Origin of the sequence: Agrococcus sp. BE272, assembly GCF_031457935.1 — a bacterium.
Lineage (GTDB): Bacteria > Actinomycetota > Actinomycetes > Actinomycetales > Microbacteriaceae > Agrococcus > Agrococcus sediminis.
This window is the reverse complement of the sequence record NZ_JAVDXL010000001.1, coordinates 1167760-1180068: the sequence shown is the minus strand read 5'-3', so window position 1 is coordinate 1180068 and position 12309 is coordinate 1167760. Positions and strand designations below refer to the sequence as shown.

At 73.7% G+C, this 12309-nt stretch carries 12 protein-coding genes; 3 read left to right on the top strand and 9 right to left on the bottom strand.

Annotated features, from left to right (window positions below):
* Positions 1-16: 16 nt before the first annotated feature.
* On the bottom strand, positions 17-664 hold the full coding sequence (locus J2X49_RS05725) for a dihydrofolate reductase family protein (RefSeq protein WP_310123601.1): 648 nt from the start codon (positions 662-664) through the stop codon (positions 17-19).
* A gap of 230 nt (positions 665-894) precedes the next feature.
* On the opposite strand from J2X49_RS05725, the gene J2X49_RS05720 reads away from it, so the two are divergent.
* Positions 895-1395 carry an Hsp20/alpha crystallin family protein gene (locus tag J2X49_RS05720; RefSeq protein WP_310123598.1) on the top strand — a complete coding sequence of 167 codons (501 nt, stop codon included), beginning with the start codon at positions 895-897 and terminating at the stop codon, positions 1393-1395.
* A gap of 107 nt (positions 1396-1502) precedes the next feature.
* Here J2X49_RS05720 and J2X49_RS05715 read toward each other — a convergent pair whose 3' ends face one another.
* The 8 genes from J2X49_RS05715 to J2X49_RS05680 all read right to left on the bottom strand — a co-directional run bounded on the left by J2X49_RS05715 (position 1503) and on the right by J2X49_RS05680 (position 9495).
* Positions 1503-2141 (bottom strand): hypothetical protein, encoded by a 639-nt coding sequence (locus J2X49_RS05715; protein ID WP_310123596.1) that lies wholly within the window; start codon positions 2139-2141, stop codon positions 1503-1505.
* The gene (locus tag J2X49_RS05710) at positions 2138-3403 is read right to left on the bottom strand and encodes a hypothetical protein (RefSeq protein ID WP_310123595.1); all 1266 of its coding nucleotides are present in this window, start codon (positions 3401-3403) and stop codon (positions 2138-2140) included. The genes J2X49_RS05715 and J2X49_RS05710 overlap by 4 nt, the downstream gene beginning before the upstream one ends.
* 172 nt (positions 3404-3575) lie before the next feature.
* Positions 3576-4007: a heat shock protein transcriptional repressor HspR gene (locus tag J2X49_RS05705; RefSeq protein WP_310123592.1), complete on the bottom strand. Its 432-nt coding sequence runs from the start codon at positions 4005-4007 to the stop codon at positions 3576-3578.
* Positions 4007-4969 (bottom strand): DnaJ C-terminal domain-containing protein, encoded by a 963-nt coding sequence (locus J2X49_RS05700; protein ID WP_310123591.1) that lies wholly within the window; start codon positions 4967-4969, stop codon positions 4007-4009. Before J2X49_RS05700 ends, J2X49_RS05705 begins: the two co-directional genes overlap by 1 nt.
* Before the next feature lie 42 nt (positions 4970-5011).
* Positions 5012-5767, bottom strand: coding sequence for a nucleotide exchange factor GrpE (locus J2X49_RS05695; RefSeq protein ID WP_310123588.1), 756 nt, complete (start codon positions 5765-5767; stop codon positions 5012-5014).
* A 2-nt stretch (positions 5768-5769) separates the two neighbouring features.
* Positions 5770-7632 carry a molecular chaperone DnaK gene (gene dnaK, locus J2X49_RS05690; RefSeq protein WP_128188941.1) on the bottom strand — a complete coding sequence of 621 codons (1863 nt, stop codon included), beginning with the start codon at positions 7630-7632 and terminating at the stop codon, positions 5770-5772.
* Between the two features lie 226 nt (positions 7633-7858).
* Positions 7859-9010 carry a cation:proton antiporter gene (locus J2X49_RS05685; protein WP_310123583.1) on the bottom strand — a complete coding sequence of 384 codons (1152 nt, stop codon included), beginning with the start codon at positions 9008-9010 and terminating at the stop codon, positions 7859-7861.
* A 2-nt stretch (positions 9011-9012) separates the two neighbouring features.
* Positions 9013-9495: a cation:proton antiporter regulatory subunit gene (locus J2X49_RS05680; protein ID WP_128188943.1), complete on the bottom strand. Its 483-nt coding sequence runs from the start codon at positions 9493-9495 to the stop codon at positions 9013-9015.
* A gap of 90 nt (positions 9496-9585) precedes the next feature.
* Between J2X49_RS05680 and J2X49_RS05675 the strand changes: the two genes are divergently transcribed.
* Both J2X49_RS05675 and J2X49_RS05670 read left to right on the top strand, forming a co-directional pair.
* Positions 9586-11085 (top strand): MFS transporter, encoded by a 1500-nt coding sequence (locus J2X49_RS05675; RefSeq protein WP_310123580.1) that lies wholly within the window; start codon positions 9586-9588, stop codon positions 11083-11085.
* 187 nt (positions 11086-11272) lie between these two features.
* Positions 11273-12208, top strand: coding sequence for a hypothetical protein (locus J2X49_RS05670; RefSeq protein WP_310123578.1), 936 nt, complete (start codon positions 11273-11275; stop codon positions 12206-12208).
* Positions 12209-12309: the final 101 nt, after the last annotated feature.

Sequence of the window (12309 nt, the reverse complement as noted above, 5' to 3'; positions counted from 1 at the left end):
GGACGGCCGACGCCGGCTACTCCTCGACCATGACCTCCTTGCCGTCGACCACCTCGTAGGTCGCGGTGCGGAACGGCGCCGGCGTGAGCGTCATCGCCACCGCGCCGCTCGGCGCGACCCGTGCATCCGCCACCTCGAAGCCCGACGGGCGCTGCACGTCGTCGAAGAGCCGCTTGCCGCGCCCGACGACCACAGGGAAGACGATGAGGCGCAGCTCGTCGAGCAGCGCCTCGTCGAGCAGCGTCTGCAGCAGCTGCCACGAGCCGTGCACCTGCAGCTCGCCGTCGCCGAGCGCCTTGAGATCGCGGATGCGCTGCGGCACGTCGGCGGCGATGACCGACGCCGTGCGCTCCCACGGGGCGTCCTCGAGGCGCAGCGTCGTCGAGACGACGTGCTTCGGCGCGGTGTTGAGCCGCTGCGCGACCGGGTCGGCGAGGTCGGTCACGAGCGGCCAGTAGGCGGCCATCATGTCGTAGGTCGTGCGGCCGAACAGCAGCTCGTCGGTGCGCTCGAACCAGCCGGTGACGACCGAGCTGACGGTCTCGTCGAACGCCGGTGCGACCCATCCGCCCCACCGGAAGCCGCCCGCGGTGTCCTCCTCGGCGCCGCCTGGGCCCTGCATGACGCCGTCGAGCGTCATGAACTCGTGCGCGACCAGTCGCATGCTCGGCCCCCTCGCCTCGGTGCCGCGCCCGTGCCCGAGCGCGGCGACGGTATCGAGCATGGGCGGCGAGGCGCCCGCGCGCAAGGGTGGGAGCAGACTGCGAGACCTGGCACTCTCCCACCGAGAGTGCTAAAATCGAGGCGCTCCGCGGGGCACGCTCCGAGGGGCTGCCACAGACACCGGGGACCGTCGCATGGGGGCGACGGCCCGAAGCTGAGGAGGTGGTTGTCATGGCACTGACCTTCGATCCCTTCCGCGAGATGGACCGCATGGCCGCCCGCCTGCTGACGAGCGGAGGCACCGAGCGCTCGTCGAGCTGGATGCCGATGGATCTCTACCGCGCAGGAGACCACTACATCGTCAACGTCGACCTGCCGGGCGTCGACCCGGGCTCGATCGACCTCGACGTCGATGCGAACACGCTGACGATCCAGGCCGAGCGCACGATCGGCTCCGCCGACGGCGCGCAGTGGCTCGCGCAGGAGCGGCCCGCCGGCCGCTACATGCGGCAGCTGGGCCTCGGCAGCGACGTCGACCTCGAGAGGATCGAGGCGTCGTACGAGCACGGCGTGCTCATGCTCACGATCCCGGTCGCCGAGCGCGCGAAGCCGCGCAAGATCACGGTGGAGCAGCGCGACCGCCAGTCGCAGCTCAGCGCGGGCGGCTCGGGCGAGAACCAGGCACCGTCGAGCCAGACGCCGGCGGCCGCGGGCTCCAGCACCGAGTCCTGACTCGGCCGTGACGCGGTCCTGACGCGGCGGATGCGGCGCCCTCGTCTGCGGACGGGGGCGCCGCGTCATGTCCGGAGCATCCCCGCCGCTGCGGGATCCCGTTCGGATTACCCCGGCGGCAGCACGCTCGGCCGGGATCCCTCGGGCGCCGCCGCCGCCGCGGTCGCGGCCGCCCGCCGCGCCTCGCGCCGCGCGATCGCGAGCCACGTGCGCGGCCCGGCGAGCCAGCCGATGAGCGCCGACAGCGCAGCCCCGGCCACCACCCAGAGCGCCGCGACGATCCAGGCGCCGACCACGCCGGTGAGCAGCACGAGCAGCCCGAGCAGCCAGCTCGACAGCGTCGACAGCACCGCCTGCAGGCCGGTGCCGAGGGCCGCGCCCCGCAGCGTGACCGCGGCCGCGCCGACGACGCCGGCCCGGCGCATCCGCCGCGTGCTCCACCAGCAGCCGAGCGCGATGAGGCCCACCGCGAGCAGCACGAGCGCGAGCACGATCGGCACGAGCCACGACGCGTCGAGCCCCTCGATCCAGCGCACGACCGCCATGCCCCACTCGCGGTCGTCGAACAGGTCGATGACCGCCGCGCGCAGCACCGCGAGCGCGATAGCGACGACGAGCAGCCCCCACGCGAGGCCCGCTCCCGTGGCGACGAGCGCGAGGCCCGTCGCGCCGGCCGCGCGCACCGCGGCGCGCTGCTCGGGGCGCAGCGGATCCGGCCGCGCCGCCGTGCGCGGGCGTGGGCTCACGCGGGCTCCCCGCGCAGCCGCACGGCCGTGAGCTCGGCCTCGTCGGCGGCCCGCTGCCGCGCCTCCTCCTCGGCCATGAGGCCCACGAGGTCGACCCGCGGCCTCGCGGTCGAGAGGAACAGCCAGCCGAACAGCAGCCCGACGAGCCCCGTCAGCACCACCGCGAGCGCCATCGCCCAGAACAGCATCGACCACATCGACCCGATCGTGAGCGACGACGACGAGCTCGCGATCACCGAGATCATGCCGCCGAACAGCACGAGCGGCCACAGCATGATGCCGACGAAGCCGGTCGCCGCAGTCGTGCACAGCCACGCGAGCCACGCGGAGCGGTGCGGCTTCGCGAGCCCCGCCGAGCGCGCCCAGAGGGCGCTCAGCAGCCAGCCGAGCGCGAGCCCGACGCCGCCGAGCAGCAGGCCGATGAGCGCGGTCGCCCACACCCGGTCGGGCATCGACCAGCGCGAGACGATCGCCGTCCACGAGTCGGCCTCGAACTCGTCGACCGGCTCGCCCGAGATGTGCAGCAGGAACGCGAACCCGACGATGAGCACGAACGCGGTGAGGAAGTGCGTCGCGAGCGCCATGACCGTCTGGCCCGCCCACGAGCCGAGGATCGCGGCGCGGCGCTGCGGGGTCGTCCAGCGGATGCGCGGGGGCACGATGAAGACCGGCGCGGGCGGGTAAAGCCCGGCGCCGTAGGGCCCGGGCGAGGAGGGGCCGGTCGGGTAGGGCGCCGCGCCGTAGGGCCCGGGCTGACCCGGCTGGCGCGCGTACGCGGCGGATGCCACGGCGAAGGTGCCCTGCTGCGGCCCGGTGGGAGGCGCGCCGTACGGCGCTCCGCCGTAGACCATCCCGTACGGCCCGGGCTGCGGCCCCCACTGCTGCGGCACGAGCCGCGGCGGCATCGAGTCGGCGACCGCCGGCACGAGGCCGGGCGGCATCACCCGCGCTCCCCCGGCCATGCCGGCCGCGGGGTTGGGCACGGGCGGCGCCGCGCCGGGCACGAAGGCGCCGGAGACGACCGAGCCGTGCACGACGGAGCCGGCCCCGACCATCCCCGGCATGCTGAGGCGCTCGCGCCGCAGCCGTGCGCGCTCGGCGGCGCGGCTCTCGAGCGCGGTCGCGGGCACGAGCCGATCACGGCCCGGCGCCGACGCCGCCGACACCTGCCGAGCGCGACCCGCGGCGGCCGCGCGCGCCGCGGCGTCCGTCGGCACCGGGGTGTCGGTGCCCGGCGGCGGCGGGGCTGCGGGGTCGGTCACGGTCAGCATCATGGCATCCGGCCCGCATCTCCGGCCCAGGATCCGCTCGCCTCGCGGGCAGGGAACGCGCGGGTTTCCGGTACCGATCCGCGGGTGCCCGTCCGGGAGACCCGCAGATCGGTACCGGAAGTCCGGATGCGCCGGCCGAGTGACCGGGACCCGGCAGGGCCGGCTACCCGCGCCCGCCGCGCCAGAGCACGATCGAGCCGGGCTTCGACGGGCGCGCGCCCGCGCGGATCGTGGTGATGCCGGTCGCGCCGGCGGCGAAGACGCGGCGTCCCTGCTGCTGCATCACCGCATCCGCGAGCGCCGACTCGAGCTCGCGCACGCGCGCGCGCAGCTCGCGGTTCTCGTCGCTCATCGCGAGGATGCGCCGGATGCCCTCGAGCGAGACGCCCTCGGCCGACAGCAGCTGCACCTGCCGCAGCCGGCCGACGTCGCGCATCGAGTAGCGGCGCGTGTTGCCGGCGGTGCGTGCGGGCTCGACGAGCCCGAGCCGGTCGTACTGCCGCAGCGTCTGCGCGTGCAGGCCGGCGAGCTCGGCGGCCGCCGCGATCGAGAAGATCGGCGACGTCTCGTCGAGGCCCTCCGGCACGCCGCGCATCAGTCGGTCCGTGCCTTCGCGAGCAGGTCGGCGCGCGGCGACTCGCTCGGCCCCGCGGCCACGAACGCCTCGAGGTGCTCGACCTGCTCCTTGGTGAGGTGCGTCGGCACCGCCACCTGGATGGTGGCGAGCAGGTCGCCCGTGCCCTTCTTGCCGGCCACGCCGCGACCCTTGACGCGCAGCACGCGGCCCGAGGGGGTGCCCGGCGCGACCTTGAGCCGCACCGGGTTGCCGCCGAGCGTGGGCACCTCGATCGTCGCCCCGAGCGCCGCCTCGGCGAACGTCACGGGCACGTCGAGGCGCAGGTTGAGGCCGTCCATGGTGAAGACCGGATGCGGCCGCACCTGCACCGTGAGGATGAGGTCGCCGGGCTCGCCGCCGGTGGGCGACGGGTCGCCCTTGCCGGCCAGCTTGATCTTCTGCCCGTCGTGCACGCCCGCGGGCACCTTCACCGTCATGGTGCGGCCGCCGACCGTGAGCTTGAGGGTGTCGCCCTGCACCGCCGACGTGAAGTCGAGCGCGGCCCGCGCGGTGACGTCGCGGCCCTTGGCCGGCCGGCGCGCGCCGAAGCCGCCCGCGCCGCCGAAGCCGCCGGCCCCGCCGAACATGCCGCCGAGCAGATCCTCGAAGTCGCCCTGCGAGTACTGCACGCGCGGGCCGCCGCCGAAGCCGCCGAAGACGTCCTCGAAGCCGCCCGCGCCGCCCGGCGCGAACCGAGGACGACCACCGGCCATCGCGCGGATCGCGTCGTACTCCTGCCGCTGCTTCGGGTCGGAGAGCACGGCGTGCGCCTCGGAGATCTCCTTGAAGCGCGCCTCCGCGGCCGCGTCGCCCGGGTTGGAGTCGGGGTGGAACTGGCGGGCGAGCTTGCGGTACTGCTTCTTGAGGTCGGCGGCGCTGACGTCCTTGGCGACGCCGAGCACCGCGTAGAAGTCCTTGTCGAACCAGTCGTTGCTAGCCATGCCTCACCTCCCTCGGCTCCGGGCCCTGCTCGGGTGCGTGCCTCACTCTGCCGGGACGAACACCGCGACCTTGGCGGCGCGCAGCATCCGGTCGCCGATGCGGTAGCCCGCCTGCACGACGTCGGCGACGACCATCTCGGTCACCTCCGGGTTCGGCAGCTGGGCGACGGCCTCGTGCTTGTCGATGTCGAACGCCTCGCCGACCTCGCCCAGCCGCACGACGCCGAGCTGGTCGAACGACGCGCGCAGCTTCTGCGCGACGATCGCCAGCGGCCCCTCGGCCAGGTCGCCGTGCTTCTCGGCGAGGTCGAGGTCGTCGAGCGCCGGCAGCATCGTCCTGATGACGGATGCCGTGGTCGCGTCGCGGTCGCCCGCGCGGTCGCGCTCGGTGCGGTTGCGGTAGTTGACGAACTCGGCGCGCAGGCGCTGCAGCTCGTCGAGCTGCTGCGCCGACTTCGCCTCGAACGCGGCCCGCTCCGCCTCGATCGCCGCGGCCTCGCCCTCGAGCAGGGCGCGGTCCTCGTCGCTCAAGTCGTCGGATGCGGCGCCCGCGTCGGGCGCGCCCGCGGCGGCGGGGACGGGCTCGCCGCCCTCCGCCGCCGGGGCATCGCCCGAGGCCGCCTCGCGGGGCTCGCCCGTCTCCGGGTCGATCTTCCGCGACGGGTCGCCAGACCCGTCGGCCTGCCCTGAGCCTGTCGAAGGGTCGGTGACCTTCGGCTCGTCCTGGCCCTCGGGCGATGCCGCGTCGCGGCCCTCGTCGTCGGCGCCGGGCACCGGGAACTCCTCGTGCTCGGCCACGGCTACTTCTTCTCGTCCTCGTCGTCGACGACCTCGGCGTCGACCACGTCGTCGTCCTCCGACGACGCACCGGCCTGCGGCTCCTCAGCACCCGCGCCGGGCTGCTCGCCCTGCGCCTGCTGCTGGTAGATCGCCTCGCCGAGCTTCGACTGCGACTGCTGCAGCTTCTCGACCGACGTCTTGACCGCCTCGTCGTCGTCGCCCGCGAGGGCCGACTTCACCGCATCCACATCGGCCTGCACCTCGGTCTTCACGTCGTCGGGCAGCTGCTCGCCGTTGTCGGTCAGCACCTTCTCGACCGAGTAGACGAGGGTCTCGCCGGTGTTGCGCATCTCGGCGGCCTCGCGACGGGCGTGGTCGGCCGCCGCGTGCTCCTCGGCGTCCTTCACCATGCGCTCGATGTCCTCCTTCGAGAGGCTCGAGCCGCCGGTGATCGTCATCGACTGCTCCTTGCCGGTGCCCTTGTCCTTGGCGGACACGTGCACGATGCCGTTCGCGTCGATGTCGAAGGTCACCTCGACCTGCGGCACGCCGCGGGGCGCCGGCGCGATGCCGGTGAGCTCGAACGTGCCGAGCGGCTTGTTGTCGCGGGTGAAGTCGCGCTCGCCCTGGAAGACCTGGATGGCGACCGAGGGCTGGTTGTCCTCGGCGGTCGTGAACGTCTCGGAGCGCTTCGTCGGGATGGCGGTGTTGCGCTCGATGAGCTTCGTCATCATGCCGCCCTTGGTCTCGATGCCGAGCGAGAGCGGGGTGACGTCGATGAGCAGCACGTCCTTGCGCTCGCCCTTCAGCACGCCGGCCTGGAGGGCAGCGCCCACGGCGACGACCTCATCCGGGTTGACGCCCTTGTTGGGCTCCTTGCCGCCGGTGAGCTGCTTGACGAGCTCCGTGACGGCGGGCATGCGGGTCGAGCCGCCGACGAGCACGACGTGCGCGATGTCGTCGACCTTGATGCCGGCCTCGCGGATGACGTCCTCGAAGGGCTTGCGGGTGCGCTCGAGCAGGTCCTTCGTCATGTTCTCGAACTGGGCGCGCGTCAGCGACTCCTCGAGGTTGGCGGGGCCGTTCTCGGTGAGCGAGAAGTACGGGAGCTGGATGCTCGTGTTCGACGACGAGGAGAGCTCCTTCTTGGCCTGCTCGGCGGCCTCCTTGAGGCGGCGCATGGCGATCTTGTCGTTCGAGACGTCGACGCCGGTCTGGTCCTTGAAGCGCTGCTTGAGCCACTCGACGATCCGGTCGTCCCAGTCGTCGCCGCCGAGGCGGTTGTCGCCCGCGGTCGAGCGCACCTGGATGGTGGAGAAGTCGTCGTCCTTGCCCACCTCGAGGAGGGAGACGTCGAAGGTGCCGCCGCCGAGGTCGAAGACGAGGATGAGCTCGTCCTCCTTGCCCTTGTCGAGGCCGTAGGCGAGCGCGGCCGCGGTGGGCTCGTTGATGATGCGCAGCACGTTGAGGCCGGAGATCTCGCCGGCCTCCTTCGTGGCCTGGCGCTCGGCGTCGTTGAAGTACGCGGGGACGGTGATGACCGCGTCGGTCACCTTCTCGCCGAGGTACGTCTCGGCGTCGCGCTTGAGCTTGCCGAGGATGCGGGCCGAGATCTCCTGCGGCGTGTACTGCTTGCCGTCGATCTCCTGCTTCCAGTCGGTGCCCATGTGGCGCTTGACCGACGAGATGGTGCGGTCGACGTTCGTGACGGCCTGGCGCTTGGCCGGCTCGCCGACGAGCGTCTCGCCCTCCTTGACGAACGCGACGACCGAGGGGGTCGTGCGGAAGCCCTCGGCGTTCGCGATGACCGTGGGCTCGCCGCCGTCGAGGAACGCGACGACGGAGTTGGTGGTGCCGAGGTCGATGCCGACTGCTCGTGCCATGGTGTCTGCCTCCTGTTCGCAGCTCGCGCTGCGCTCGTGCCTGATTCCGGCAGACCGGCCCACCGTCATCCCCCCATGACCTGGCGGTGGGCTCGTCTCCCGGAATCCCGGCTGCGACCGCGCCCGGGCGGGCGCTGACTTGAGTCGCGATGGCTCAACTTTTCCACCTTGAGTCGGGTCGTGTCAAGTTTCTGGGCGCATTCCCAGGGAGGGTCGACGGATGCGGCTATGCGAGCGCCGCGCGGGGCGACGGCACGATCCAGCGCGCGAGCAGCGGCCCGCCGATCGCCGTGAGCAGCACGTAGCAGGCGGCGAGCGCACCCACCTCCGGGTAGCCCGCGCCCACGGCGAGCGCCGCGATCACGATCGAGAACTCGCCGCGCGGCACGAGCGCCGCGCCCGCGCGCAGCCGGCCGCGCCGCTGCACGCCGTCGCGGGCCGCCGCGAGCCAGCCGGTGCCGAGCTTCGTGGACGTCGTGACGACCGCGAGCAGCAGCGCCGCCGGCAGCACCGGCAGCAGCTCGGCGGGCACGATCGGCAGGCCGAAGGAGAAGAAGAAGATCGCCGCGAACAGGTCGCGCAGCGGCCCCAGGATGCTCCGCGCCCGCACGGCGAGCGACGGCGGCACCGCGATGCCGACGAGGAACGCGCCCACCGCGGCGGAGGCGCCGAGCAGCTGCGTGAGGCCGGCGACGAGCAGCGTGATGCCGAGCAGCCGCAGCAGCACCTGCTCGTCGCTCGGGTGGCTCAGCAGCCGGCCGAGCGGCACCGACGCGCGGCGCGAGGCGAAGAGGATGGTCGTGACCGCGCCCACCGCGAGCGCCACCGCGCCGAGCGCCTGCCACCACTCGGCGCCCGTGAGCACCGCGATGAGCACCGGCAGGAAGATCGCCATCGCGATGTCCTCGATCACGAGGATCGACAGCACCGCCGGCGTCTCGCGGTTGCCGAGGCGGCCGAGGTCGGCGAGCAGCCGCGCCACGATGCCCGACGACGAGACCCACGTGATGCCGGCGAGCGCGAGGCACGCCGGCAGCGGCATCCCGATCGCCAGGCCGATGAGGAAGCCCGCGCCCGCGTTGAGCGCGAAGTCCGCCAGCCCCGAGCGCCCGTGCCGGGCGAGCGACTGCGCGAGCTCCTCCGCGGTGAACTCGAGCCCCAGCATGAGCAGCAGCAGCAGCACGCCGATCTCCGCCGCCGGGCCGATGAACGGCTCCGCGTGCGTGATGTCGACGAGCCCGCCCGAGCCGAGCCCGACGCCCGCGACGAGCATGAGCGGCACGGGCGAGATGCCGATGCGGTGCGCCACGAGCCCCAGCAGCGACACCCCGAGCACGACGGCGCCCAGCTCGAGCAGGAGGGCGGCGACGTCGTGCATGGTCAGACCGGCTGCAGCCTGACCCGCAGCTGATCGATGCCCGTCGCCGAGCCGACCACCACGAGCGTGTCGCCGGCGGCGAGCGGCTCCTCAGGGCCGGGCGCCGCGAGCACGTCGTCGCCGCGCACGATCGCGACGATCGAGCAGCCCGTGAGGGTGCGCGCCTTCGTGCTGCCGAGCGGGTGCCCCGCGAAGGGCGAGCCGGGCTCGATCGCGAGCCGCGCCGACTCGAGGCCGGGGATCTCGCGCGTCACGTCGAGCATGCCCTCCGCGATCCGGGCCGCGCCCAGGAGCTCGGCGAGCGCATCCACCTCGTCCTCGTTGAGCGACAGCTCGAGGCGCACGTCGTCCGGGTCCTCGCGGCTCAGCACGCACAGGTCGGCCTGCCCCTCGCGGTGCACGACGATCGAGAGCGGCACGCCCTTCGTCGTCCTCATGTCGTAGCGCATCCCGACCCCGGGCAGCAGCGTCTGCGTGATCTCCACGACCGCATTCTGGCACCGCGCGGGCGCCGCGACACCCGCGCGCCACCGCGGCTGCGGCCGGCGCGCGCCCCGCGGCCCTACGCTCATGCCATGAGCGTCCCTCACGAGCCGCCCGCCGCATCCGCCCCCGTCTCCGGCGGCGCCGCGAAGGGATCGCCCGACGACGTCGTGCAGCCGTCGCAGATCGGGGTCGCGCCCGTCACGCGGCGCGAGCTCGGGCGCCGCGCCACCGCGTGGGCGCTGTGGGACTGGGGCTCGGCGTCGTTCAACGCCGTCGTGACGACCTTCGTCTTCAGCCGGTACATCGCATCCGACCTCTTCGTCGACCCGGCGATCGTCGAGGCCGCCGGCGAGGGCGGCTCGCCCGAGCTGACCCGCGCGCTCGCCGACAACGCCTCGGTCGTCGCGTGGGCGGTCGCGATCGCGGGCCTGCTCGTCGCGCTCCTGGCGCCCGTCATCGGCCAGCGGTCGGATGGCGGCGGTCGCCGCAAGCTGTGGGTGGCGGTCAACACCGGCGTGACGATCCTCGCCATGGTGGGGATGTTCTTCGTGACCCCCGTGCCCGAGTACCTGTGGCTCGGCGCGGCGCTGCTCGCGGCCGGCAACCTCTTCTTCGAGTTCGCGTCGGTCAACTACAACGCGATGCTGCACCAGGTGTCGACGAAGGCGGCGCTCGGGCGCACCTCGGGCTACGGCTGGGGCATGGGCTACGTGGGCGGCATCGTGCTGCTGGGGCTCCTGCTCGTGCTGTTCATCTTCCCGCTCGCCTCGCCCGACGCGGGCGGCGTGCTCGCGGTGCCGAACGGCCGCGAGGGCGGCGCGCTCGACGTGCGCCTCGCGGTGCTGACGAGCGCCGTGTGGTTCCTCGTCTTCGCGCTGCCGCTGCTGCTCAAGGTGCCCGAGCTGCCCCCGACCGGCGCCGCGCCCCCCAAGGTCGGCATCGTCGAGTCGTACCGCATCCTCTTCCGCACGATCCGCCGCATCGCGCGCACCGCGCCCAAGACGCTGCTGTTCCTCGCCGCCTCGGCCGTCTTCCGCGACGGGCTCTCGGGCGTGTTCACCTTCGGCGCCATCATCGCGTCGTCGGTGTTCGGCTTCAGCGCGACCGAGGTCATCCTCTTCGCCATCGCCGCCAACGTCACCGCCGGCGCCGGCACCTTCGTGGGCGGCTGGGCCGACGACCGCTTCGGCCCCAAGATCGTGATCGTCGTCTCGCTCGTCGTGCTGTCGCTCTCGGGCCTCGCGGTGCTCTTCGTCGAGGGCAAGGCGATGTTCTGGGTGTTCGGGCTCGCGCTGTCGACCTTCGTGGGGCCCGTGCAGTCGGCGTCGCGCTCGTTCATGGCCCGCATCACGCCCGAGGGGCGCGAGGGCGAGATGTTCGGCCTCTACGCGACGACCGGGCGCGCGGTGTCGTTCCTCGCGCCGACGCTGTTCGCGGTGTTCGTCTCGCTCACGGGCGACACGCGCTTCGGCATCCTCGGCATCGTGCTCGTGCTCATCGCGGGACTGCTGCTCGTGCTGCCCGTGCACCCGCGCCCGACGGTGCTCGAGGGCGCGGAGCGCGAGGCGTCCTCGAAGCCGGCCGCCTGACGCGCTGACCACGCGCGCGCATCCGTCGTGGGCGATCTGCGGCACCGATCGGCCCTCCGGACCCGCGGCTGGGGGGCCAGGTGGTGGCGCAGATCGCTCGAGCCGGATCTGGGGCACCGCTCGCCGCTCTCCACAGGCGTGGAACGGATGCGCGCCGGGGCCGAGCGGGGAGGCGCAGGATGCGCGCATGGTCGCCCCCGAGCCCCTGCCCGAGCCGCTCGGCAGCACCTTCACGACGGCGGAGGCACTGCGACTCGGCGTCTCGCGCAAGCGCCTGCGCGCGGGCGACCTCGTCGCGCCGCGCCACGGCGTGCGCATGCGGGAGCAGCCGGCCGACGTGCGCGCACTCGCCACGGCGTTCGCGTCGCGCATGGCGCCGACCCATGCCTTCGCAGGCGTCACGGCCGCACGGCTGTGGGGTCTGCCGGTCGCCCACCCGTGGCGCGCCGACGAGCCGCTCGTCGTCGGCGTCCCCGTCGGGGCGACAGCGACGCGCGCCAAGGGCACGCGGGTGCGCAGGTTCGATCCGAGACGGCTCGTGCCCGGCGAGCTCGAGGGTCTGCGCACGCTCTGGCCGGCGGCGGCCGTCATGTCGATGGCTCGAGAGACCCCGCACGCCGACCTCGTCGTGCTGCTCGACGCGCTCATCACGCCGTCGGAGCACTACCCCGGGCTCCGCGTGCCGCAGCGCCCCTTCGCGTCGGTGGAGCAGCTCGCCGCGTTCGCTGATCGCTGCCGCGGCGTGCACGGCCGAGGGGCGTTCCGCGTCGCGCTCGCCGACGTGCGGGCAGGCGTCGACTCGCCGCCCGAGACGCGGTCCCGGCTGGCGATCGTCGCCGCCGGGCTGCCGGAGCCGACCGTGCAGCACGAGGTCCGGGTCGACGGCGAGCTGCGAGCGGTGATCGACCTCGCCTACCCCGAGTGGCTCATCGCCGTCGAGTACGAGGGCGAGCACCACCTGACGGATCCCGCCCAGTGGGCCAAGGACATCCGTCGCCAGGAGCTGCTCGAGTCGCTCGGCTGGATCGTGATCCGCGCGACGAAGGCCGACCTGCGGCACGGCGGCGCGGGCCTGGTCGCGCGGGTGCGCTCGGCCCTCGCGCGGCGGGGCGTCGCCGCCTGAGGGACCTGCGTCGTGCGGCAGGTCGTCGCGGTTCCGGTACGGAATCGCGGATGCGCGGAGCCGGGACCCGCGATTCGGTACCGGAAGCGCGCACGCGGCCA